This is a genomic window from Mameliella sp. LZ-28, from assembly GCF_012274245.1.
GTDB classification, from domain to species: domain Bacteria; phylum Pseudomonadota; class Alphaproteobacteria; order Rhodobacterales; family Rhodobacteraceae; genus Antarctobacter; species Antarctobacter albus.
Map to the genome: position 1 here is coordinate 114455 of NZ_JAANYX010000001.1, position 23045 is coordinate 137499.

At 65.7% G+C, this 23045-nt stretch carries 27 protein-coding genes; 11 read left to right on the forward strand and 16 right to left on the reverse strand.

All coding sequences use genetic code 11. The annotated features are described in order from the left end of the window. The first annotated feature begins 42 nt into the window (after positions 1–42). Positions 43–342: a DUF7742 family protein gene (locus tag G9Q80_RS28625; protein ID WP_447257653.1), complete on the forward strand. Its 300-nt coding sequence runs from the start codon at positions 43–45 to the stop codon at positions 340–342. Here G9Q80_RS28625 and G9Q80_RS00550 read toward each other — a convergent pair. Next, positions 252–590, reverse strand: a complete 339-nt coding sequence (locus G9Q80_RS00550) for a TraR/DksA family transcriptional regulator (protein ID WP_088714006.1) — start codon at positions 588–590, stop codon at positions 252–254. The two genes, G9Q80_RS28625 and G9Q80_RS00550, sit on opposite strands and share 91 nt — an antisense overlap. Before the next feature lie 83 nt (positions 591–673). On the opposite strand from G9Q80_RS00550, the gene cysE reads away from it, so the two are divergent. Next, complete coding sequence (cysE, locus tag G9Q80_RS00555; RefSeq protein WP_043143516.1) at positions 674–1480, forward strand: serine O-acetyltransferase; 807 nt, start codon at positions 674–676, stop codon at positions 1478–1480. 101 nt (positions 1481–1581) lie between these two features. Here cysE and G9Q80_RS00560 read toward each other — a convergent pair whose 3' ends face one another. The 8 genes from G9Q80_RS00560 to G9Q80_RS00595 all read right to left on the reverse strand — a co-directional run bounded on the left by G9Q80_RS00560 (position 1582) and on the right by G9Q80_RS00595 (position 6959). After that, positions 1582–2883: a pyruvate dehydrogenase complex dihydrolipoamide acetyltransferase gene (locus tag G9Q80_RS00560; protein WP_088714005.1), complete on the reverse strand. Its 1302-nt coding sequence runs from the start codon at positions 2881–2883 to the stop codon at positions 1582–1584. Positions 2884–2952: 69 nt separating this feature from the next. Then, a complete protein-coding gene (locus G9Q80_RS00565; protein ID WP_088714004.1) occupies positions 2953–3210 on the reverse strand; it encodes a hypothetical protein in 258 nt (85 codons plus the stop codon). Further along, positions 3207–4577: a pyruvate dehydrogenase complex E1 component subunit beta gene (locus G9Q80_RS00570; RefSeq protein ID WP_088714003.1), complete on the reverse strand. Its 1371-nt coding sequence runs from the start codon at positions 4575–4577 to the stop codon at positions 3207–3209. Before G9Q80_RS00570 ends, G9Q80_RS00565 begins: the two co-directional genes overlap by 4 nt. A 13-nt stretch (positions 4578–4590) precedes the next feature. Then, complete coding sequence (locus tag G9Q80_RS00575; protein ID WP_088714002.1) at positions 4591–5001, reverse strand: hypothetical protein; 411 nt, start codon at positions 4999–5001, stop codon at positions 4591–4593. 14 nt (positions 5002–5015) lie between these two features. Beyond that, positions 5016–6011, reverse strand: a complete 996-nt coding sequence (gene pdhA / locus G9Q80_RS00580) for a pyruvate dehydrogenase (acetyl-transferring) E1 component subunit alpha (protein ID WP_088714001.1) — start codon at positions 6009–6011, stop codon at positions 5016–5018. Positions 6012–6141: 130 nt separating this feature from the next. After that, positions 6142–6444 carry an FtsB family cell division protein gene (locus tag G9Q80_RS00585; RefSeq protein ID WP_043143530.1) on the reverse strand — a complete coding sequence of 101 codons (303 nt, stop codon included), beginning with the start codon at positions 6442–6444 and terminating at the stop codon, positions 6142–6144. 135 nt (positions 6445–6579) lie between these two features. Then, positions 6580–6723: a hypothetical protein gene (locus G9Q80_RS00590; RefSeq protein ID WP_157903770.1), complete on the reverse strand. Its 144-nt coding sequence runs from the start codon at positions 6721–6723 to the stop codon at positions 6580–6582. Continuing rightward, entirely contained in the window at positions 6720–6959 is a 240-nt protein-coding gene (locus G9Q80_RS00595) for a YdcH family protein (RefSeq protein ID WP_088714000.1), read from the reverse strand. The genes G9Q80_RS00590 and G9Q80_RS00595 overlap by 4 nt, the downstream gene beginning before the upstream one ends. Positions 6960–7079: 120 nt before the next feature. Between G9Q80_RS00595 and G9Q80_RS00600 the strand changes: the two genes are divergently transcribed. From G9Q80_RS00600 to G9Q80_RS00610, 3 genes are all read left to right on the forward strand, one after another. After that, positions 7080–8015: a hydrogen peroxide-inducible genes activator gene (locus G9Q80_RS00600; RefSeq protein ID WP_088713999.1), complete on the forward strand. Its 936-nt coding sequence runs from the start codon at positions 7080–7082 to the stop codon at positions 8013–8015. A gap of 41 nt (positions 8016–8056) precedes the next feature. Next, positions 8057–9064 carry an alpha/beta hydrolase gene (locus tag G9Q80_RS00605; protein WP_088668691.1) on the forward strand — a complete coding sequence of 336 codons (1008 nt, stop codon included), beginning with the start codon at positions 8057–8059 and terminating at the stop codon, positions 9062–9064. A gap of 88 nt (positions 9065–9152) precedes the next feature. Beyond that, complete coding sequence (locus tag G9Q80_RS00610; protein WP_052244574.1) at positions 9153–10175, forward strand: alpha/beta hydrolase; 1023 nt, start codon at positions 9153–9155, stop codon at positions 10173–10175. 21 nt (positions 10176–10196) lie between these two features. On the opposite strand, the gene G9Q80_RS00615 is transcribed toward G9Q80_RS00610, so the two are convergent. Beyond that, positions 10197–11387 carry a phosphoglycerate kinase gene (locus G9Q80_RS00615; RefSeq protein ID WP_088713998.1) on the reverse strand — a complete coding sequence of 397 codons (1191 nt, stop codon included), beginning with the start codon at positions 11385–11387 and terminating at the stop codon, positions 10197–10199. Between the two features lie 125 nt (positions 11388–11512). On the opposite strand from G9Q80_RS00615, the gene G9Q80_RS00620 reads away from it, so the two are divergent. The 3 genes from G9Q80_RS00620 (at position 11513) to G9Q80_RS00630 (ending at position 13777) form a co-directional block, all read left to right on the forward strand. Next, positions 11513–12025: a peptidylprolyl isomerase gene (locus G9Q80_RS00620; protein WP_043143538.1), complete on the forward strand. Its 513-nt coding sequence runs from the start codon at positions 11513–11515 to the stop codon at positions 12023–12025. A 181-nt stretch (positions 12026–12206) separates the two neighbouring features. Next, a complete protein-coding gene (locus G9Q80_RS00625; RefSeq protein WP_052244590.1) occupies positions 12207–12716 on the forward strand; it encodes a peptidylprolyl isomerase in 510 nt (169 codons plus the stop codon). Positions 12717–12808: 92 nt separating this feature from the next. Beyond that, positions 12809–13777 carry a DUF3179 domain-containing protein gene (locus G9Q80_RS00630; protein ID WP_088713997.1) on the forward strand — a complete coding sequence of 323 codons (969 nt, stop codon included), beginning with the start codon at positions 12809–12811 and terminating at the stop codon, positions 13775–13777. Between the two features lie 51 nt (positions 13778–13828). Here the strand turns inward: G9Q80_RS00630 and G9Q80_RS00635 are convergent, their stop codons facing one another. Beyond that, complete coding sequence (locus G9Q80_RS00635) at positions 13829–14713, reverse strand: GNAT family N-acetyltransferase (protein WP_088713996.1); 885 nt, start codon at positions 14711–14713, stop codon at positions 13829–13831. Between the two features lie 38 nt (positions 14714–14751). Here G9Q80_RS00635 and G9Q80_RS00640 point away from each other — a divergent pair, with 38 nt between their 5' ends. Then, the gene (locus G9Q80_RS00640; protein ID WP_168246316.1) at positions 14752–14901 is read left to right on the forward strand and encodes a hypothetical protein; all 150 of its coding nucleotides are present in this window, start codon (positions 14752–14754) and stop codon (positions 14899–14901) included. Between the two features lie 3 nt (positions 14902–14904). Here the strand turns inward: G9Q80_RS00640 and G9Q80_RS00645 are convergent, their stop codons facing one another. Further along, entirely contained in the window at positions 14905–16080 is a 1176-nt protein-coding gene (locus tag G9Q80_RS00645) for a hypothetical protein (protein WP_168246317.1), read from the reverse strand. A 133-nt stretch (positions 16081–16213) separates the two neighbouring features. After that, a complete protein-coding gene (gene tyrS / locus G9Q80_RS00650) occupies positions 16214–17467 on the reverse strand; it encodes a tyrosine--tRNA ligase (RefSeq protein WP_088668686.1) in 1254 nt (417 codons plus the stop codon). A 62-nt stretch (positions 17468–17529) separates the two neighbouring features. Here tyrS and G9Q80_RS00655 point away from each other — a divergent pair, with 62 nt between their 5' ends. Further along, positions 17530–18636: an anhydro-N-acetylmuramic acid kinase gene (locus G9Q80_RS00655; protein ID WP_088713994.1), complete on the forward strand. Its 1107-nt coding sequence runs from the start codon at positions 17530–17532 to the stop codon at positions 18634–18636. Between the two features lie 312 nt (positions 18637–18948). Here the strand turns inward: G9Q80_RS00655 and moaA are convergent, their stop codons facing one another. Then, entirely contained in the window at positions 18949–19956 is a 1008-nt protein-coding gene (gene moaA, locus G9Q80_RS00660; RefSeq protein ID WP_074620858.1) for a GTP 3',8-cyclase MoaA, read from the reverse strand. Between the two features lie 55 nt (positions 19957–20011). Here moaA and G9Q80_RS00665 point away from each other — a divergent pair, with 55 nt between their 5' ends. Beyond that, complete coding sequence (locus G9Q80_RS00665; protein WP_088713993.1) at positions 20012–20524, forward strand: hypothetical protein; 513 nt, start codon at positions 20012–20014, stop codon at positions 20522–20524. Here G9Q80_RS00665 and G9Q80_RS00670 read toward each other — a convergent pair. Then, positions 20521–21198, reverse strand: a complete 678-nt coding sequence (locus G9Q80_RS00670; protein WP_088713992.1) for a DNA alkylation repair protein — start codon at positions 21196–21198, stop codon at positions 20521–20523. The genes G9Q80_RS00665 and G9Q80_RS00670 overlap by 4 nt on opposite strands. Beyond that, the gene (gene glmS, locus G9Q80_RS00675) at positions 21195–23012 is read right to left on the reverse strand and encodes a glutamine--fructose-6-phosphate transaminase (isomerizing) (protein WP_088713991.1); all 1818 of its coding nucleotides are present in this window, start codon (positions 23010–23012) and stop codon (positions 21195–21197) included. The genes G9Q80_RS00670 and glmS overlap by 4 nt, the downstream gene beginning before the upstream one ends. Positions 23013–23045 lie beyond the last annotated feature (33 nt).

Sequence of the window (23045 nt, forward strand, 5' to 3'; positions counted from 1 at the left end):
TGTGATTGCGGCGGCACGGGCCTTGTTGCCCGCGCGCCCGATATGCGTTCGGAGCTGGCCCGCCGGCTTATAGACGAAGCATGTGCTGCCGACCTGCATTGCCAACGGACGGGGCGTGCGCATGTGCGCTGGGGCAACGGGACGCTCTCGGCGGCTGCACATGGGTGCGAAATGGGGCGGGAGACCTGTTTCGAAGACCCCGACTTTCTGGACTGCCAGGTGAAGATGCTCGACGCCCTGCGCGCCTTCTATCAGCCCGAGGCGCAGGAGATACAGCGCATCGCGGTCGGATCCAGTTCGAGGCGCTTGATGGCGATCTCTTCGCCGCAATCCTCGCAGTAGCCAAAGTCTCCGTCTTCGATGCGTGCCAGTGCCGCGACCAAAGCGCGGCGCTGGGCGTCACGGCGTGCCTGCGTTGCCTTGGCCATCGACTGGTTCAATAGTGCATCCTGACGCGACAGACGTCCTACCGCCTGCTGATCCAGTTCCACCGTCGATTGACTGTCGCGGCCCAGGGCGTCTTCTTCGCCCAGGGTCGTCAGCCGGTCGCGGATCATGGTCTGGAATCGGCGTGTCGCGGACTCATCCATATCGAAGATTTCCCCTATCACGGAATTGCGTTTCGATCGGGCAAGCCTATCTGATAGGGTCACGGCGTCAAAGGAGGACAGGCATGGCTGAAACGCGCGCACATCTGGCGGAGCTGGACCCGGTCTGGGCCCGCATTCGAAGCGAGGCCGAACAGGCCGTGATTGACGAGCCGCTGCTTGGCGGTTTGGTGCATTACTCAATCCTTCACCATCCCACGCTGGACAGGGCCCTGAGCTACCGGATCTCGCTGAAGCTCGCCAATCCCGAGATGTCCGAACAGATCCTGCGGGAGATCTGTGACGAGGCCTATGGCGAGGCGCCGGAGTTGGCGCTGTCCGCCCGGGCGGATATCGCGGCCACGTATGAACGTGACCCGGCCTGCCACCGATTCCTGCAGCCGCTGCTGTTCTTCAAGGGGTTCCAGGCGGTCCAAGCCTACCGCGTGGCGCATTGGCTCTGGACCCAAGGACGCCGTGACCTGGCCTATTTCTTCCAGATGCGCAGCTCCGAGGTCTTCGGCATCGACATTCACCCGGCCGCACGTATCGGCAAGGGCATCATGATCGACCATGCCCACTCCATTGTCATCGGTGAGACGGCTGTGGTGGGCGACAACGTCTCGATGCTGCATTCGGTGACGCTGGGCGGGACCGGCAAGGAAGAAGAGGACCGCCATCCCAAGATCGGTGACGGTGTCCTGATCGGTGCGGGCGCCAAGGTGCTGGGCAATATCCGCGTGGGCGACTGCTCGCGGATCGCGGCGGGGTCCGTGGTTCTGAAAGAAGTGCCGCGCTGCTCGACCGTGGCAGGTGTGCCGGCCAAGGTCGTGGGCGAGGCGGGCTGCGATCAGCCCTCGATCAGCATGGACCAGTTGCTGCGCGGCAGCTGAGAGTTTTTTGCATTCATACTCACGAAGCGGCGCGCCCCATCGGGAACGCGCCGTTTTTCGTCCTGGAGCAAAGGTTTTGCCCGCGTGTGGCCTGCGCTTTTTTAGGCCAGCAGGGCCAGCGGATTCTCCAGCCCTTCGACGATGGCCCGTAGCAGCTCCGCTCCCAGTGCGCCGTCGATCACCCGGTGATCGACTGAGAGTGTCACGGACATGACCGTGGCGACCTCGACCTGACCGTCGGCCCCGACCACGGCTTTCTTGACGCCCGCACCGACGGCCAGGATGGCACCGTGCGGCGGGTTGATGACGGCGTCGAAATTCTCGATTCCGAACATGCCGAGGTTGGAAATGGCAAAGCTGCCACCCTGGTATTCCTGGGGAGCAAGTTTGCGGTCGCGGGCGCGGGTGGCAAGGTCCTTCATCTCGGCGGAGAGGGTCGACAGGCTTTTCTGGTGGGCATCCCGCAGGACAGGCGTAAACAGCCCACCCTCGATGGCGACGGCCACGGCGACGTCGGAAGGCTCCAGTTGCAGGATGCTGTCCCCGGCCCAGACCGCATTGGCGGCGGGCACCTGTTGCAGCGCGTTGGCGCAGGCCTTGATGATGAAATCATTCACCGAGAGCTTGACCCCGCGCGCGGCAAGCTGGTCGTTCAGCTGCCTGCGGAAGGCCATGAGCGCGTCGAGACGAATGTCGCGGCGCAGGTAGAAATGCGGAATGGTTTGTTTCGCCTCCGTCAGGCGGGCGGCAATGGTGCGGCGCATGCCGTCGAGCGGGATCTCCTGGTGCGGACGATCGGCGTAGGTCTTGAGCACCGCATCGGCGCTGGCCCCGCCTGAGACGGGGACGGTCGTGGTTTGCGGTGCAGCGGCGACTGTCGGTTTGGCGACCGGGGCAGGGGAGGCTGTCGCCGCCTCGACATCGGCCTTGACGATCCGGCCACGCGGGCCGCTGCCACTGATCTGTGCCAGGTCCAGCCCCTTCTGCTCGGCGATCCGGCGCGCCAGAGGAGAGGCGAAGATGCGCGTGCCGTCCGATGTTTGCGGTGATGGAGGGGCGGCTTGCTCGGGGCCCCCTGCGGGGGCCGCCTCGGCAGCCGCGCCGGCCTGCGCCTTCGGCGCCGTGGCCGGCGGGGCGTCGGCGATGTCGCCGGCGGTTTCGCCCTCTTCAAGCAACACGGCGATGGGCGTGTTGACCTTCACCTCGGCGGTGCCCTCGGCCACGAGGATCTTGCCGATCACCCCTTCGTCCACCGCTTCGAATTCCATCGTGGCCTTGTCGGTCTCGATCTCGGCGATCACGTCGCCTGAGCGGACCTCGTCACCTTCCTTGACCAGCCATTTGGCCAGCGTGCCTTCCTCCATCGTGGGGGACAGGGCGGGCATGAGGATTTCCGTGGGCATCTTTGATCCTCCTCTCAGCGCTGTGACAGCCGCTGGACGTGGGTATTTTTGCCAAGAAGAAGCCGCATTTCAGCGAACCTCGATCAGCGTCAGGATATCATAGGGCGGTCGCGGCGCATCGCCGCGTGCCAACCGTTCGACAGCGCGGGCCAGCGCCGCGCGATGGGCGGCGATCCATTCGTAGGCGTCCTGGTGCGAGGGCCGTCCGCCGGGGCGCAGCCTGCCAGCCATCAGGCATTCGGGCACGAAGGCGGCGCCGGCATCGGTTTCGATGCGATAGGCCTCACGCGCGACGTCGCGGCCCCGAACCTGAACCCGCGTGCTCACCGGTAGCAGACCTGTTTCGCCGCCTCGATCACCTCGGGCGTGGTGACAAGCGCGTGGCGTTCGAGGTTGGCGGCATAGGGCATGGGCACGTCCTTGCCGGTGACGTTGATGACCGGCGCGTCTAGCCAGTCGAAGGCCTGCTGCATCAGCGTCGCCGAGATGTAATTGCCGATCGAGGCCACGGGCCAGCCTTCCTCGACGGTCACGCAGCGGTTGGTTTTCTGCACGCTTGCGATGACCGCGGCCGTGTCGATGGGGCGAAGACAGCGCAGGTCGATGACCTCGGCCTCGATGCCCTCTTCGGCGAGTTTCTCGGCAGCTTCCAGCGCGTAGGTCATGCCGATGCCGAAGCTGACGATTGTCACGTCCGAGCCTTCGCGCCAGATCCGGGCCTTGCCCAGCGGAACGGTGAAATCCTCCATCACGGGGACGTCGAAACTGCGCCCGTAGAGGATCTCGTTCTCGAGGAAGATCACCGGGTTCGGGTCACGGATGGCGCTTTTCAAGAGGCCCTTGGCGTCCGAGGCGCTGTAGGGCATCGCCACCTTGAGGCCGGGAATATGGGCATACCAGGCGGCGTAATCCTGGCTGTGCTGGGCGCCGACACGGGCGGCGGCGCCGCTGGGGCCACGGAAGACGATGGGACAGCCCATCTGCCCGCCGGACATATACAGTGTCTTGGCCGCCGAGTTGATGATCTGGTCCATCGCCTGCATGGCGAAGTTGAAGGTCATGAACTCGACGATGGGGCGCAGGCCGCCAAAGGCGGCACCGACACCGATGCCGGTAAAGCCGTGTTCGGTAATCGGCGTGTCTATCACCCGTTTCGAGCCGAACTCGTCCAGCAGGCCCTGGCTGATCTTGTAGGCGCCCTGGTATTCGGCAACCTCCTCGCCCATCAGGAAGACATCGCCATCGGCGCGCATTTCCTCGGCCATCGCATCGCGCAGGGCCTCGCGGACCGTCTGTTTCTTTGTCTTGGTGCCTTCGGGCCAGTCCGGCTCGGGGCGGGCGGCTTCGACCCTGGCCGGGGCGGCCGGTTGCGCTGCCGCTGTGGGTTGGGCCGCAGGCTTGGCGGGTTGAGCCGCCGCGCCCGTGCCGCCGACCTGATCCGGGACCTCTTCGCCCTCTTCGACCAGCACCGCGATGGGCGTGTTGACCGCGACGTTCTGGGTGCCCTCGGTGACAAGGATCTTGCCCATCACGCCTTCGTCCACGGCCTCGAATTCCATCGTGGCCTTGTCGGTCTCGATCTCGGCGATCACGTCGCCGGCGGAAACGGTGTCGCCCTCCTTGACCAGCCATTTGGCCAGCGTGCCTTCCTCCATCGTGGGGGACAGGGCGGGCATGAGGATTTCAGTTGCCATGTCAAACGCTCCTTCAGAACCCGCCCAACGCCAGAACGACGACGAGCCCGATCGCGATCGCGACGACCAAGATGACGATCTGCGAAATCAACACGTTGCCCATTGTCAGGTCAGTCCCGTCCAACGGTTCTACGTGCTGGGCCACCCAATAGGCCTGGAGAACGAAGACGGCGATGGACAGGCCAGTTATCAGAACCGACAAAATCCCCATTGCCCCCGCTGCGCCAAGGGCAAAGCCCAGAGCAAAAGACAGCACAAAGAAGCCAAGGAAAACAAGGATGTATACCTTGAAGAGCCCGCCATAGGGGACCCGCTTCTTGAACAGCCAGCGCAGGACCAGCATGACAAGGGCGGCATAGATCAGCTGTCCGATGACGCCACCGATGATGTTGGAGACAAGTGCTCCGGCAATACTTCCGTTCATGATGGATCCTCGGTTCAGGCGTCTGCGTAGACGTCGGTCCAGAGCTCGTCGAGCGCCGGCTCCGGGCTTTCACGGGCGAACTCGGCAGAGGCGTTGACCACCGCCTTGATCTCCTTGTCGATGGCCTTGAGGTCTTCTTCGGAGGCATGGCCCCCCTGCACCAGCATGTCGCGGACGTGGTCGATGGGATCGCGCTCCTCGCGCATCTTCGACACTTCCTCGCGGGTGCGGTACTTGGCCGGGTCCGACATGGAATGGCCGCGATAGCGGTAGGTCTTGATTTCCAAGATGTAGGGGCCCTTGCCTGCGCGGCAGTGTTTCACCGCCTTTTCGCCCGCCGCCTTCACCGCCAGTACATCCATGCCGTCGACCATCTCTCCGGGGATGCCGAAGGCGTTGCCGCGGTGATAGATGTCCGGGGTCGAGGTCGACCGCTTCATCGCCGTGCCCATCGCGTACTGGTTGTTCTCGATCACGAAGACCACGGGCAGGTCCCAAAGGGCGGCCATGTTGAAGGTCTCGTAGACCTGGCCCTGGTTGGCGGCGCCATCCCCGAAATAGGTGAAGGTCACGCGGCCGTTGCCCTTGTACTTGTCGGCAAAGGCAAGGCCCGCGCCCAGTGGCACCTGCGCGCCGACGATGCCGTGCCCGCCGTAGAAATGCTTTTCGCGGCTGAACATGTGCATCGAGCCGCCCTTGCCCTTGGAATAGCCGCCCTCACGGCCGGTCAGTTCCGCCATGACACCATTCGGGTCCATCCCGCAGGCCAGCATGTGCCCGTGATCGCGGTACGAGGTGATGCGCTTGTCGCCTTCCTCTGCGGCGGCCTCAAGGCCCACGACGACGGCCTCCTGCCCGATGTAGAGGTGACAGAAGCCACCGATCAGGCCCATGCCGTAGAGCTGGCCGGCCTTTTCCTCGAACCGGCGGATCAACAGCATGTCGCGGTAATACTGCGTCAGCTCCTCGGGCGAGACATTGGGTTTCGCCGTTGTCTTTCGGGCTGCCATGACACTCCTCCCCAGGACTCGTTCAGTGCTGAACTACTTTGGGCGAGGATAGGCGGGGTGCGCGACGGCGTAAAGCCTCTACGCGTCCGGTCACGGGAGCGGGCAGAGCGGCGACAAGGGCAAGCGCGTGTCAGTGCACCACGATCTCGTCGCTGCGGATCAGGCCCAGCACGTCACGGGCCTGCTGGTCCAGCAGGTCGAGGTCCAGGAAATCGTCGGACAGGCGGCGTGTGAGGTTTTCCATCCGCGCGACCTCTGCGTGCAGCTCGTCCAGTTCGCGGGCCAGCTTGTCGCCTTCGACGGCGATTTCCGCGCGACGGAACAGGCCGGAATCCCCCTGCACGGCGGCAAAGGTGAAATAGGCCGAAAGGCTCAGCGTCACGGAGAAAAAGACCAAGGCCCCCAGCGAAGGGCGCGATCGACGGGATGTCATGTGTCTGCCTCAAACACGCGCCTCTTTGGGGGCGCATGGTGGGAGAGTGGCACAACCGCGCGGGAAAGGGAATCCCGCGCGGCACCTGATTCGCGGCGCGCTGCAAAAAGTCCTTGCAGCGTTGCATTCATGCACTCAGCGCCGTGGCGACTCGGTTTTCGGGCCGGGCGGGCGCGGGGGCGGGGCGCCACCCGGAACCGCCTCTGCGAAATCGTCGGGGTCGCCGCTGCGCAGGAACTGGGCGGCGCGCAGGAAGTCCAGCGGACCGAAGGGTGTCATGCGGCCCCCTGGGGATTGCCCCGGTGCACCGATGACAGCGTCTGCAGCAAGCCGCTGTAGTAGGTCATCTCGTCTTTCAGCATCAGCTTGCGCGATTTCAGCGCGCGCAGGCGGCTCATGCTGGGCAGGGGGCGGCGCTGTTCGGCCTCGATGTCCTGTTCCAGCGCGGCGTGGCGGCTGCGAAGCGCCTGAACGCGGGCCTCCAGCGATGGGGTGCCGGTCTTTGCTGTCTTCATCTTCGGATCCTCCTCTGGCGTTACGGGATCGAGATGGGGGGCAGCGGGTTTCGATAAAACCCAATGCAATAATGATTTTGCATTGGTTATACCTATATTTCAGGAAACAGGAGGCCCGTCGTGCCCGAGACCCCAAGCCTGCGCCAGTTGCGCTACTTTCTCCTGCTGGCCGAGACCGGACAATATGGCCGCGCCGCCGCGCGCGCGGGTATCAGCCAGCCTTCGCTCAGCCTGCAGATTGCGGAACTGGAAAAGCGGCTGGGCCTGCACCTGGTGGAACGCAGACGCCGCGGTGTCGTCCTGACCCCCGAGGGCCGCGAGGTGCGCGCCCGCGCCGCCCGCATCGCCGAAGAGGTCGAGGCGCTGGTGGAAACCGCGCAGATGCTGGGAACGGGGAAGGCGGCGCAGTTGCGGCTGGGTTCGACCCCCACCATCGGCCCCTACCTGCTGCCCGGACTGGTCCGCCGCCTGCACGCCGCCGACCCGGATGCCAAGCTGATCCTGCGTGACGGCGCGCCGCGCGACCTGACAGAGGACCTGGTTGCCGGGTTGCATGACGCCATCCTGACGCAACTGCCGGTTCAGGCCCGGGACGTGACCGTGATCCGGCTGTTCCGCGAACCCCTGGTGGTGGCAATGGCCCATGATCACCCGCTGGCCGAGGCAGAGGAGGTGCGCGATACCGACCTGGCGGGACAGGACGTCCTGTCCCTGTCCAGCGCCTTTGCCCTGCATGACCAGATTGCCACGCTCTGCCGCGACCTGGGCGCGCATCTCAGCGCCGACTACGAGGGCACCAGCCTCGATGCCTTGCGCCAGATGGTGGCGATGAACATGGGGCTCAGCTTTCTGCCCGCGCTCTACGTGCGCTCGGAAATCAGCGCGCCGCGTGGCGACGTGGCGGTGCGCCCCTTCCGCAAGGGGCGATTCACCCGGTCCGTCGGTCTGGTCTGGCGGCAAAGCTCGGGGCGGGCGGCCAGTCTCGAACGGCTGGCCGATGTGCTGCGCGAGGTCATTCGCGTCGATCACGCAGGTGTTGTCATTCCCGAGGGCTGAGAGCTCTCGACCTTGCGCGCGGTTTCCCCGATTGTGCGGCCATGACTCGTGTGTTTTTCGTCCTGACGATCTGTCTGTCTGTCGCCGCCTGCGGCCCGCGCGGCATGGTGTCCCTTGTCCAGGGCGTGACGCCCGAAGCTTATGACGCGACGGTGCAGCGGGTGTTCATCGCCAGCAATCGTCACCTCGAACAGGGGTCCCCCGAAGAGGCGTTGCACCAGGCCTTTGGCGAGAGCCGCGACCCGGTGGTGAGTTATGGCCGTATCGACATTTCGATCCCGCCCAGCCACCAGCCGGGCCAGATCGAATGGCCGGGCAACGACCGCCCGGACCCGGCGCAGCATTTCGTGGCGCTGTCGGGCGAGCGCTACGCCAGCCAACTGGCCTTTCTGCGCAACCTGCCGCGCCCGGGTGGGCGCCCCGACGTGGTGCTGTTCGTACACGGGTTCAACGTGAACAACGCCGAAGCCGTCTATCGCCTTGCGCAGATCGCGCATGACTACAAGACAGAAGACCCGGTCATCAGCTTTTCCTGGCCTTCGGCCGGTGATCCGCGCGGCTATGTCTATGACCGCGACAGCGTGATCTTCGCACGCGACGATCTCGAATCCCTGCTGCTGGGGTTGGCGCGCGACAAGCGGCGGGTTCTGATCATCGCCCATTCGATGGGCAGCCAGCTGGTGATGGAGACGCTGCGGCAGATTTCGATCTCCGGCAAGGGCAGGGCGCTGACCAGCATCATGGGGGTGGCCCTGATCAGCCCCGATATCGACGAGGATGTCTTTCTCCGGCAAGCGCGCCGGATCGAACCCTTCCCTGAACCTTTCATGATCGTCGTGTCGCGCCGGGACCGGGCCCTGGGCCTGGCGGCCCTCCTGACCGGCACGCCGTCGCGGCTGGGCTCGATCGACGATCCGTCAAGGCTGGCGCAACTGCCGATCGAGATCATCGACCTCAGCACCATTCCCGGCGGTGACAGGGCGGGGCATTCCACAGCCTTTACCGCGCCCGAGGCGATCCGCCTGCTGCGCGACCTGTCCACGCCATAGGGGCGGCGTTGCATCGCTGCACTGCTATTGGCGGGCTGATGCAACAAAGGGCTGGAAACGAATCGCGCGCCAGTTAAATTTTCGTCGCATGACGAAAGGGTTATTCATCATCCTTCTGGCCGGCCTTGTCGCCGCCTGCGCCCCCCGGGGCCAGATCGACCACGTGCCGCGCGCCGTGGCCGGGGCTGCCGACCTGCGGCGCGTCTTTGTCGCCACCAACCGCAACCTCGCCCCCGAGGGCGACCTGGAACTGGTCCGTCAGGCCTTTGGTGCGGCCCGGTCGCAGGAACTGCGCTATGGCTGGGCAGACATCTCGATCCCGCCCACCCACGAGGAGGGAGAAATCGAATGGCCCGGCCGGGCCAGTCCCGATCCCGCCCGCCATTTCGTCACCCGCGACGGCGCGCCCTATGCGGGTAAGCGCCAGTTCCTCGACGGTCTGACCTCCGCGTCGCAGCCGGGGCGCAAGGACGTGGTCCTGTTCGTGCACGGGTTCAACGTCCGCAATGCCGAGGCGGTCTACCGGGTTGCGCAGGTGGCGCATGACTTCGACGCCAAGATCCCGATCGTGCTCTATTCCTGGGCCTCTGCGGGGCGGGTGCGCGGCTATGTCTATGACCGTGACAGCGTGATGTTCTCGCGCGACGGGCTGGCGCAGGTGCTGCGCGACCTCGCCAGCGAAGGCTGGCGCGTGACGCTGGTGGCGCATTCGATGGGCGCGCAACTGACGATGGAGGCGCTGCGCCAGGCGTCGATTGCAGGGGACGAGGCATCTCTCAAGGCGCTACGCGGCGTGGCGCTGATCAGCCCGGACATCGACGAGGATGTCTTTGTGCAGCAGGCGTTGAAAATCAAGCCCTTCCCGGAACCCTTCCTCGTGCTTGTCTCCAAGATGGATTCGGCGCTCAGCGTCTCTGCCTGGCTGACGGGCAAACCCTGGCGGCTGGGATCGATCCAGGACAAGACGCGGCTGGCGGGCCTGCCGATCCGGATCGTCGATCTCAGCGATTTCCGCGGCGGCGACCGGCGCAAGCATATCACCGCCCTGACGGCGCCCGAGGCGATCAAGGTGCTTTACCGGATGGAACGGGAACTCGCCCGGCAGCGATAGACCGCCGGGCGCAAGGGGCGATCAGGCCTCCAGCGCGGCGACGCCGGGCAGTGTCTTGCCTTCCATCCATTCCAGGAAGGCGCCCCCGGCGGTCGAGATATAACTGAACCCGGAGGCCGCACCGGCCTTGTTCAGCGCCGCGACCGTATCGCCACCGCCCGCGACCGAGACCAGCTTGCCCAGTTCGCTGCGTTCCGCCGCGTGTTTCGCGGCGGCATTGGTGGCCGCGTCGAAGGGCGCGATCTCGAAGGCGCCCAGCGGGCCGTTCCAGATCAGCGTTTCGGCCTCGTCGATGGCCGCGATCACGGCGGCCACGGAGTCCGGCCCGGCGTCCAGGATCATCGCGTCCGAGGGGCAGGCATCCGCCGGAACGGTTTCGTTCTCGGCGCCTTCCTTGAACTCGCGCGCCACAACCACGTCGGTTGGCAGGATGATCCGGCAACCCGCCGTCTCGGCCTTGGCCATGATCTCTTTCGCGGTGCCGGCCATCTCGTGTTCGGCCAGCGACTTGCCCACGTCGATGCCCTTGGCGGCAAGGAAGGTATTGGCCATGCCGCCGCCGATCACCAGCATGTCGACCTTTTCGACGAGGTTGCCCAGCAGGTCCAGCTTGGTCGAAACCTTGGCCCCGCCGACCACGGCAAGAACGGGCCGCGCAGGCGTGCCAAGCGCGCCTTCCAGGGCTTCAAGCTCGGCCTGCATCAGGCGACCGGCGCAGGCGGGCAGGGCATGGGCAAGGCCCGTGGTCGAGGCATGGGCCCGGTGCGCCGCCGAAAAGGCGTCGGAGCAATAGACATCCCCCAGCGCGGCCATCCCGGCCACCAGCTCGGGGTCGTTCTTTTCCTCGCCCGCGTGGAAACGGGTGTTCTCCAGCAAGGCGACCTGGTTCTCGCCCAGGCCGTCGATCACCGCAGCCGCTGCCGGGCCGATGCAGTCGCTGGCAAAGACGACCTCGACGCCCAGCACCGCTTCCATCGTCGGGATCAGCGGTTGCAGGCTCATGTCGGCGCGACGTTCGCCCTTGGGGCGGCCGAAATGCGCCAGAAGCACCGGCTTGCCGCCCTTGTCCAGGATGGTCTGCACCGTCGCCGCGATCCGCTCGATCCGCGTGGCATCGGTCACTTCCCCGTCTTCCATCGGCACGTTGATGTCGACCCGGGTCAACACGCGCTTGCCCTCAAGGTCCATGTCGTCAAGGGTGTTCCAGCCCATCTCTCACTCTCCGGTCGCAATTCCCCGGCCCACTAGACCCGATGTGCCGTGCAGGTCAACGCCGTCTTGGCTTTGGCCGCGTCACAGGCTACCTCTCGTCGCAAATGAGAAACGGAGAAAGACCAATGGCCGATATCAAGGACCCGGAAAACACCATCCTGATGGAACTCAAGGGCGGCACCGTCACCATCGAGCTGCTGCCCGACGTGGCCCCCGACCATGCCGCGCGCATGAAAGAGCTGGCGCGCGCGGGTGCCTATGACAACGTCTGCTTTCACCGCGTGATCGAGGGCTTCATGGCCCAGACCGGCGACGTGGCGCATGGCAACATGGAAAAGGACTTCAACCTGCGCCGCGCAGGCACCGGCGGCTCCGACCTGCCGGACCTCAAGGCAGAGTTCTCCAAGCTGCCGCATGACCGGGGGACCCTGGGCGCCGCGCGCTCGCAGAATCCCAACAGCGCCAACTCGCAGTTCTTCATCAACTTCAAGGATAACCATTTCCTCAACGGTCAGTACACGGTCTATGGCCGCGTGATCGAGGGCATGGACCATGTCGACGCGATCACCCGGGGTGAGCCGCCCGCGAATCCCGACCGCATGATCTCGGTGAAGGTGGCCGCAGATGTCACCGGTTAAAGGCGGTATTCTTGCGGTCGCCGTCCTGCTGGTCGGCCTGGGGGGCTATTCGGTGCTGCGCGGTGGTGCAGGGGCGGTGGATGCCGCCCCCGATCCTGCCGCGCCTGCCGAGGATGGCGTGGCCGCCGCGCCTGCGCCCGTGGCCGAGCCTGTCCTGGAACCGCTGCCCGAAGGCGCGGACATGGGGCTGCAGATCCAGCTTGCGGGCGAGGCGGACGGCACCATCACCATCGACCTCTTCGAGGACGTGGCCCCGGGCCACACCGCCCAGATCGTCGCGCTGGCCAAGGCCGGTGCCTATGACGGGGTGGTCTTTCACCGGGTGATCGATGGCTTCATGGCCCAGACCGGGGACGTGCAGTTCGGCCGCACGGGCGCCGAGGATTTCGACATGCGCCGCGCCGGCATGGGCGGCTCGACCCTGCCGGACCTCGAGGCGGAATTCTCGGAGCTGTCCTTCGAACGCGGTGTCGTCGGCATGGCGCGGTCGCAAAGCCCGGACAGCGCCAATTCGCAGTTCTTCATCATGTTCGCCCCCGGTCCCTTCCTTGACGGTCAGTACACGATCGTCGGCAAGGTGACGGAGGGCATGGACGTGGTCGACGCCATCAAGCGCGGCGACCAGCGCGCCAACGGTGCCGTGACCGGAGAGCCGGACCGCATGGTCAAGGTCACTGTCACCCAGGAGTGACCCGTGCCCACGCGCCGTCAAAAGCGCGTGGGACAGGCTGGGCAGACGCAGATTTTCGCGGCATCCTTCGGGCCACGCCCGGAGGAGATCCAATGCGCCTTTTGCCCAGACTTGCCATTGTTGCGGTTTTCGCCGCCGTGTCGGCTGCCGCCGATCCCGCCTTCTGGAAACACGAATGGCCGGACACGGATTTCGAAAAGACCACCATCACCAACTGGGTCGAGATCATGTCGGGCGGCCCGCCCAAGGACGGCATCCCGGCGCTGACCGATCCGCAGTTCATCCCGGTCGACCAGGAAAGCCGCATCCCCGATGCCGAGCCGGTCATTACCGTCGTGATCGAGGGCGAACGACCGCGCGCCTACCCGATCCGCTATCTCACCTGGCATGAAATCGTGAACGACGTCATCGGAGAGGTCCCGGTGGCGGTCACCTTCTGCCCCTTGTGCAACTCTGCCCTGACCTTCGACCGGCGCGTCGGGGACAGGGTGCTGACATTCGGCGTGTCCGGCAAGTTGCGCAACTCGGACATGGTCATGTATGACCGCGAAACCCAGAGCTGGTGGCAGCAGGCCATCGGCACCGGCATCGTGGGTGATCTGACCGGGGTCGAACTGGTCACGCTGCCCAGTTGGATGGAAAGCCTTGCCCAGTTCCGGGAACGTCACGCGGACGGCGTGGTCATGGCCGAACCGGCCTGGAACCGGCCCTACGGTCAGAACCCCTACCGCAACTACGACTCGTCGAAACGGCCCTTTCTCTATTCCGGAGAGATGCCGCCGCACGACATCCCGCCGCTGATGCGGGTGGTGCGCGTGGGCGGCCGGGCCTGGCCGATGGACCGTCTGGCCGAGGCTGGCGAGCTGCGCGAGGCGGGCGTGGTCATCACCTGGCGCGCCGGTCAGGCCTCTGCGCTGGATGCGGGCCGGATCGCAGCGGGGCGCGACGTGGGCTCGGTCCGGGTGCGGGATGAGGGCGGCGCCGACTTGCCGCATGACGTGATGTTCGCCTTTGCCTTTCACGCCTTCTGGCCAGAGGGCACGTGGATGCTGGGCGAGTGAACGCGGCGCCCGTAGGATGGGTTGTGTCAACCCATCTTCCCAATGGGACGGTCATGCCGCCATCCGCAGCGGCAGGCGCCGCGCCAGCGGGGCCAGCGCCCCCATGTGCAGCCATGTTCCGCCAAGGCGATGTGCCCGCGCGCCTGTGCCCAGCTTGAAATGGGTCACGCCGGGCGCGTCCTGCGTGTTCAGGATGCCCAGGTCCAGGCAATCGTGCCCGCGTGCCGAAAGCGTCTGCATGGCGCGCCAGAGCAGCAGGTTCATCGCGTGGCATCTGCGCCCCACCGGCGTGGTCACACCGATTTGCCAGGTGGCCATGCGCCCGTGCCGCAGCATCAGCGCGCCCGCGACGGGCCTGCCCTTGTCCAGTGCCTCGAACACCCGCGCCGCACCGGGGTTGGCCTGGGCAAAGGCGGCGCTGAACGCCGGCGGCAAGCCACGGTAACCCCGGGTGCGGGCCTGCGCGGCCTCGGCGGCCAGGATCCAGTGATCCGGGGTCAGGTCCGTCTCTCGCAGCGTCAGCCCGAACCGTTCCGCCCGGTTCAGCCGGTTGCGCCATTTCTGTCCCAGTGCCGCCCGCATTCCGGCCTCGGTTCCCAGTGGCAGCAGGGCCAGCGTGGTCGGCGTCACCAGCGGCCAGAACCCGGCACCGCGCAGCGTCCCGGCACTCAGCCCGTCGGCATTCAGCACCAGTGGCCGCCCGTCGTGCCAACGCGCCCAATCCTGCAGCCAGCTGTCCAGGTCGTCCGGATGTGCCGCGACCGGCCCGCGGGACACCAGGTCCAGCCGTCCCAGCGGGCCGAACCGGCGCGACTGCACCTGCCAGACCAGTCCGCCGTCGTTTCGACAACGGCGCAGGGGCCGGCCAAGCAGATCGCAGCTGCGGGCGAATTCCTTGGACTGGGGCAGGGGCAAGAGCAGGGACATGAGCGACATTTACCGCATGGAAAGTTTCCATGCTGTTAACTGCGCTCATGATGACCAAACACCTGCGGCACGATCCGCCCCGCGCCATTCCCCGTGACATGGCCCGCCCACGCCCGACCGTGGCGGCCGCGCTCTTGCTGGCGGGGGCTTTGTCACTGCCCTTTGCGGCCCTGGCCGTTTTCCAGGCGGTTTTCTGACCATCAGGGCAGCGGCGGGTCCATGTAGATGTCGGCGATCGGCACATCGGGCGGCAGGATGCCCATGCAGCCCAGCTCGATATCCACGTCGCAATCGTAGCATTCGACCTGCGATACCAGGGTAACCCGTGCATTGTAGCAGCTGAACCGCAGGCGGGGCATCTGCCCACCGCCGTAGCCATCGGGGTAGAGCCAGCTCTGGAATTCCTCCCATTGGCCTGCGTTGATCTCACACTCATAGGGGCGCCCGGAGCGCGCATCGACAAAGGCCCCGGTCGAGCGCATGACCTCGCCGTTCCGCGTCAAGGTCATCGCGCCGGCCCCCGGTTGCAGGTCCAGGTGCGCAGGCGCCTGGCTGCGGCTGTTGCGGCAGATCGCGTCAAAGAACTGTTCCTGCGCATAGGGATAGCGCCCATAGTTCAGCACGTTGGGTTCCACGTCGACGCCCCAGCGCACCGCCTGTTCCACGGTGTCCAGCACCAGCGGATCATCTGCGGGATGCGCCAGCATCTCGGCGAACAAGCCCTCTGACATGAAAAGTCCGCCGCCGGCGATCACGGCGGCAATGCGCGCGCTGGCTTGCATCCCCACCTCCCAGATCTGGCGCGCCGTCTCGGGGGAATAGCTGTCCTGCGTCAGGTCTATGGCGGGTGCGTGCAGGCTCAGCCGGCCCTTGGGGTGCAGGATGAAATTCGAACGGCCCTCGTAGGCGGGGTTGCCGGAAAACCGGACGAAACGCCCGGCCAGAAAGACTAGCGCGCAGGCGCCGTTGCAGGAATCGTCACGGGCGATGGCCGTCTGGATGCCGGCGGGACCACCGCTGCGGTCGCTGCTTTGATCCTGGATGTGGCCGACGATACGCAGCGCCTCGACCAGCGAACCGCCGGTGCTGTTCAGGCACACCCGGTGGGTAAAGATCGCATCGGGCGCGTAATCCAGCGCCGGGCTGAACTGTCGAAAGATGACATCGGGCCTGAAATCCGGATCGTCGTATCCCCCTGTCGGCGAGGTTTCGAGAAAGGGGGCGATCCGCTCCAGGTCGCCTGTCTCGGTGGGGCCGGACAGGCGCGCGGTACATCCCATCTCTGCCATCTTTGGCGAAATGTCGGTTTCAAGCGTGGCCGCCTGCAGCGGCGTGGCCAGCAGGGCCAGGCAGATCAAGCCGGAAAGAAATCGCATCGGGATAACCTGTTCATGAGACAATAAATCCCTGTCAGATTGCCCGGTTCGGCCCTCCGGATCAATCGGCCCCGCGCAAAAGCAACGGGCCGTCCCGCGGGGGACGGCCCGTGTTCCGTTCAGGCCGAAAGGCTCAGTCCGCCAGCTTGACCAGCGCGTGCCGCTTCTTGCCCGCCGACAGCTTGACCGGCGAGGCCAGCGCACCCGCGTCCAGCATCATCCCGGCATCGGTCAGCGGCGCATCGTCGATGCGCGCTCCGTTCTCGGCGATCAGGCGCTTGGCCTCCTTGCCGGACTTTGCCAACCCCGACTTGACGATCAGCTGCACGATGGAAATCCCGTCACCCAGGTCTGCAGGCGACAGTTCCAGCGTCGGCAGATCATCCCCGACGCCTCCTTTCTCAAAGACCTCGCGCGCGGTGGCCTCTGCTGCTGCGGCCGCCTCGGCACCGTGACACAGCGCGGTGACCTCGTTGGCCAGCACGATCTTGGCGTCGTTGATCTCGGATCCGGCCAGCGCACCCAGGCGTTCGCATTCGTCCAGCGGCATCTCGGTATAAAGCTTGAGGAACCGGCCCACGTCGGCATCCGTCGTGTTGCGCCAGAATTGCCAGAATTCATAGGGCGACAGCATGTCCGAGTTCAGCCAGATCGCGCCGCCCTGGCTCTTGCCCATCTTGCGCCCGTCCGAGGTGGTCAGCAGCGGCGAGGTCAGGCCATAGATTTCTTCGTCCAGAACACGGCGGGTCAGGTCGATGCCGTTGACGATGTTGCCCCACTGGTCGCTGCCGCCCATCTGCAGGGTACAGCCATAGCGGCGGTACAGCTCGAGGAAGTCATAGGCCTGCAGGATCATGTAGTTGAACTCGAGGAAGCTCAGCGATTGTTCCCGGTCCAGCCGCGATTTCACCGACTCGAAGGACAGCATCCGGTTGACGCTGAAATGCCGCCCGATGTCGCGCAGGAATTCCAGGTAGTTGAGCCCGTCCAGCCATTCGGCATTGTTCAGCATCAGCGCGCCGTTGCCGGATTCGCCATAGTCCAGGTACTTGGCGAAGACCTGTTTCATGCCGTCGATGTTGGCGTCGATCTGGTCCGGCGTCAGCAGCGGGCGTTCATCGGCGCGGAACGAGGGATCGCCCACCTTGGTGGTGCCGCCGCCCATCAGCGTGATCGGCTTGTGCCCGGTCTTCTGGAACCAGCGCAGCATCATGATGTTCAGCAGGTGCCCGACATGCAGCGATTTTGCCGTGGCGTCATAGCCGATATAGGCGGTCACCACCCCCTGGCTCAGCGCCTCGTCCAGCGCCTGGTAGTCGGTGCAGTCGGCCAGGTAGCCGCGCTGCATCATGACGGCCATGAAATCCGATTTGGGATGGTAGGTCATGCGGGAGCCTCTGTATACTGCGCGGCGCAGGTATAAGCGCGGGCAGGGCCGAGGGAAAGAGCATGTTGAAGGATGGGGCCGTCTGGGCGCTTGGCGCCATGTCGGGGACCTCGCTGGACGGGGTGGATGCGGCCATGCTGCACACCGACGGGCTGCGGATCCTGGATTTCGGCACCAGCGGATACCGCGCCTATTCCGAGGGGGAGCGCGCGGTGCTGAGGGCTGCTCTGGGGCGCTGGCCCGGCGCGGGATTGGAACCGGCGCTGGAGGTGATCCAGTCGGCGCATGTGGAGCTGCTGTCGCAGTTCCCGGGAGCGCAGCTGGTGGGGTTTCACGGCCAGACCCTGGCGCATGAACCGCGCGGCCGGGGCACGCACCAGCTGGGCGATGGCGCCGCGCTGGCGCAGGCCCTGGGAAAGCCGGTGGTCTGGGATTTCCGCTCGGCGGACGTTTCTCTGGGGGGCGAAGGCGCGCCCTTGGCGCCGTTCTTCCACTGGGCCTGCGCGCGCCATATTGGCGCGACCGAGCCACTGTGTTTTCTCAATCTCGGCGGCGTCGGCAACCTCACCTGGGTCGATCCCCGGGCGGAGACACCCGAGGCCGAAGGCGCGCTTCTCGCCTTCGACACCGGCCCGGCCAATGCGCCGATCAACGACCTCGTGGCGGAACGTCTGGGCCTCGATTGCGATCTTGACGGGCGGTTGGCCCGCAAGGGACGGGTCGAGGACGGCGCGCTGGAGCTGTTCCTGGATGAGGGGTTCTTCCGCAAGATGCCGCCCAAGTCGCTGGACCGGGACGATTTTTCGCTGATGCTGGACCTCGTGCGTGAATTGTCGGATGCCGATGCGGCGGCCACCATGACAGGCATGGCGGCGGCGGCGGTCATGCAAGGTATGGAACATTGCCCGAAACCGCCCGCCCGCGTGCTGGTCACAGGGGGCGGGCGCAAGAACCCGGTCATGATGCGGATGTTGGCGGCGGGGCTGGATTGCCCGGTGGAGCCGGTGGAAAAGGCCGGCCTCGATGGCGACATGCTGGAAGCACAGGCCTTTGCCTATCTCGCCGTGCGCGTGGCCCGTGGCCTGCCCACATCGGCGCCGGGCACAACAGGCGTGGCGGCGCCGGTGGGGGGCGGACAAATCAGCCGACCTGAGAGCGTCCAGGGATGAATCGCGCCTGCGGCGCGTGCCTTCGGCGGAGGTATTTATAGCCCAAAGAAACATGGGGTCCTGCAAAACGCCCGCCCCGTGACGCGCACGAGACGGGCGTGAAGCGGCGCCGGTGTCTGCCGGATGCTTCTTCGGGCACGGTCATCGGCTCCTCAGCCTGTACCGTGCAGACAGGTTGGCGCATTAACCTTAATCAAGGGTGAACGACCCAGTATTTCTTTGGGCCGAAAATACCTCCGGGGAGCGCGAGGGGCAGAGCCCCTCGTCCAAACAGCCTGTGCGGCGCAGCCGCTCCGTCGGATCAGCCTGACGTCAGCCGCCCGTGTGGCTCATGTGCCGGGACACGCGACCGTCCACGCCCTGGCGGGAGTAGTCGAAGTCGTGACCCTTGGGTTTGAGCGCGATGGCCGCGCGGATCGCCGCCTCCAGCGGTTCGTCGCTGTCGGGATGGTTGCGCAGCGCCGCGCGCAGGTCGGCGTTATCTTCCTGCCCCAGGCACATGAACAGTTCCCCGGTGCAGGTCAGGCGCACGCGGTTGCAGCTTTCGCAGAAATTATGCGTGAGCGGCGTGATGAAGCCGATCTTCTGGCCGGTTTCTTCCAGCCGGACGTAGCGGGCGGGGCCGCCGGTGCGTTCGGGCAGGTCGGTCACGGTATACTGTTCCGCCAGCCGCGCGCGCAGGTCGGTCAGTTTCCAGTATTGATCCAGCCGGTCCTCGTTGCCGATGTCGCCCATCGGCATGACCTCGATCCAGGTCAGGTCCATGTCGCGTTCGGCGCACCATTCGGTGATCGAAAACAGCTCGTCCTCGTTGAAGCCCTTGAGCGCCACGGCGTTGAGTTTGACCCGGAGACCCGCCGCCTGTGCCGCGTCCAGCCCGCGCAGGACCTGCGGCAGACGGCCCCAGCGTGTGACGTCGGCAAATTTTTTTTCGTCCAGCGTGTCGAGCGAGACATTCACCCGCCGCACGCCCGCCGCGTAGAGATCCCCGGCGAAGCGTTCCAGCTGCGATCCGTTGGTCGTCAGCGTCAGTTCCTTGAGCGCGCCGGAGTCGAGATGCCGCGTCATGCGGCGGAAAAACGTCATGATATCCCGGCGCACCAGCGGTTCCCCGCCGGTGATGCGCAGTTTCTCGACCCCCAGTCGCACAAAGGTCGAACACATGCGATCCAGCTCTTCGAGCGTCAGCAGCTCTTTCTTTGGCAGAAAGGTCATGTTCTCCGACATGCAGTAGACGCAGCGGAAATCGCAGCGGTCGGTGACGGAGACCCGAAGATAGGAGATCGGGCGCTGAAAGGGATCGATGAGCGATTGTGTCATGTGCGAGACACTAGTCCTCGGTCGGAAATTCGGCAAGAGTGCCGTGGGAAATGTCATGAAGGGGGAGGGACGCAAATTGCGCGGCATCCTGACGACACTGTTGATTTGCGCCGCCCTGGCGCCCGCAGGCTGCGGCAAACTGCCCTTCCTCAAGGACCGCTCGCAGGCCGAGGTGCCTGCACCACAGCCGCAGACCCCGCCGGAGGGCGCAGCCGCGGTCAGGCCGCCAGAGGGCGCGCGCACGGCGGAACAGTTCGATACGACCACCGCCGATGAGCGCAAGAAGGCAGCCGAGGCGCCAAAACCGGGGGGTGAGAGCCTGCTGGGCGAAACCGTGGCCAGCCTGGGCGATCCGGCGGCGGCCGGGTTCTGGCTGGAAACGCCGCTGGTGACGTCGGTGCGGCAGGGCCGGGTGGAAAACCCGGCAACCGGCAAATCCTCGCAAGTGGAACTGAGGCCGATCGATGGGCCGAAAACCGGCGGCAGCCGGATCTCGCTGGCGGCCATGCGGCTGATCGGCGCCTCGCTGACGGATCTGCCGACGCTCAAGGTCTTTGCCGGCGGCTAGGGCAGGTACTTGCCTGCCTCCTTGCGCGCAAAGGGTTTCATCGCTGCGCCATGCGAGTCGAGGAAACCCTGCGCGGCCCCGGCGTCATGTTTCGACAATTCGCGAATCCACCAGGCCACGGCCTTCTGGATGAACCAATGCTGGTCCGGCACATAGCCCGCGGCCCAATCCAGCACGCGCGCCCGGGCCTCGGCCTGCTCGGGCTTGGGGAAATTCAGATGCGCCAGGGGCAGGGTGATGACCAGCGCCGCGCGTTTCGTCCAGAGATGGTCGCTGGTGGTCCAGGTCTCGACCTCGTCCAACCGGGACAGATCCGCCATGATCCGGCGTTGTCCTGCCATGCAGGCGTGATCGGCCACCGCCCAGGCGTCGAAGGTCGGCACCCAGGAACAGATCAGCCGCCAGGCCTCGTCGTCGGGCCGCAGCCGGGCCTGGGTCAGCAGCTTGGCGGCCAGGATACGCGCCTCGTGGATGTCGCTGGCCCAGAGCGCACTGGCCAGCGCCACGCGGCCCGGCACGTCCATGACCTGCCGCCATTCCTTTGCCAGGTCGTTCAGCACCGGATTGGGTACGCCCAAGTAGACGCGGTCCACCTTGTGATAACGCGCCGATCCCTCGGCGCGTTCCGCGTCTCCCTGCGCGCGCAGTGTGTCCAGGGCTTGGTCCGGCGTCACTCCACCGTCACCGATTTTGCCAGGTTGCGCGGTTGGTCGACGTCGGTGCCCTTGGCAATGGCCGTGTGATAGGCCAGAAGCTGCGCGGGCAGGGCATAGAGGATGGGTGCCAGCACGTCTGGCACCGTCGGCATCTGAACCACGCGCCAGACGTCCTGGCCTGCGGCGGCGGCGCCCTCGGCATCGGTGACCAGGCAGACCTTGCCACCGCGCGCCATGACCTCCTGCATGTTCGACACGGTCTTTTCGAACAGCGCGTCCTTGGGGGCCATGACCACCACAGGCACATGTTTGTCGATGAGCGCGATGGGGCCGTGTTTTAGCTCTCCAGACGCATAAGCTTCGGCATGGATGTAGCTGATTTCCTTAAGTTTTAGCGCGCCTTCAAGCGCGAGGGGATACATCAGGCCTCGCCCCAGGAAAAGGATATCGCGCGCCTCTGCCAGCTTGCGCGCCACGCCCGCGATCACCTCGTCGCGGTCCAAGGCGGCGTTGAAGGTGCCGGGCAGCGCGCGCAGGCCCTTGAGGATCTCGTCGCGCGCCTCGGGCGTCAGCCGCCCGCGCGCCTCAGCCGCCTTGAGTGCCAGCAGCAGCAGCACGTTCAACTGGCAGGTAAAGGCCTTGGTCGAGGCAACCCCGATTTCCACGCCAGCGTGGATCGGCAGCGCCAGGTCGCTTTCCCGCGCGATCGAACTGTTGGGCACGTTGACCACGGAAAAGATCTTGTCGGCCTTGTCCGCGCAATAGCGCAGGGCGGCCAGCGTGTCCGCCGTCTCGCCCGACTGGCTGACGAAAAGCGCCGCGGTTCCGGGCAGGACGGGCGGCTCGCGGTAACGGAACTCGGACGCGATATCGACCTCGACCGGCAGGCCTGCAAGCTGTTCGAACCAGTATTTTGCCGTCAGGCAGGCGTAGTAGGCGGTGCCGCAGGCGACCATCGTCAGCCGGTCGATTTTGGCAAAGTCGATGCCCGGATCGGGTAGGGTGATGCCCTCTTCGGTCAGGTAGGCGTTCAGCGCGTCGGACAGGACCTGCGGTTGTTCCGCGATCTCCTTGGCCATGAAATGCTTGTACCCGGCCTTGTCGACGCGGGCCGCGTCCATCTGGACCTTGCGCATCTCGCGGTTGACCAGGCGGCCCGCCTCGTCGCGGATGGTCACACCTTCGCGGGTCAGGACCGCGCGGTCGCCTTCTTCCAGGTAGGTGATGCGCGGCGTCAGCGGGGCCAGCGCGATGGCGTCGGAGCCGACGTACATCTCGCCCTCGCCATGCCCGATTGCCAGCGGAGAGCCCTTGCGCGCCGCGACCATCAGGTCGTCTTCGCCGTCAAAGAGAAAGGCCAGGGCAAAGGCACCTTCCAGCTTGTCGATGCAGGCCATCGCCGCATCCACCGGCCCCATGCCCTTTTGCATCAGGCTATGGGTCACAAGGGCGATGGTCTCGGTGTCGGTTTCGGTCGCGGGCGCCAGTCCCGAAAATTTAACTTCGGCGCGCAACTCCTTGTAGTTCTCTATGATTCCGTTGTGAACCACGGCCACGGGGCCGGATTTGTGCGGGTGGGCATTGTCGGTCGAGGGTTCGCCGTGGGTGGCCCAGCGGGTGTGCCCGATGCCCGATTTTCCCGCCAACGGGTTGTGCACCAGCGCGTCCGAGAGGTTGACCAGCTTGCCCATCGCCCGGCGCCGGTCCAGGTGGCCGTCATGCACGGTGGCGATGCCTGCGCTGTCATAGCCGCGATATTCCAGCCGACGCAGCGCCTCGACCAGTTGCGGGGCCACTTCGTGGGTCCCAAGAATGCCTACGATTCCACACATCTTCTCAAATCCCTCGTCTCAAAATAATCCGCC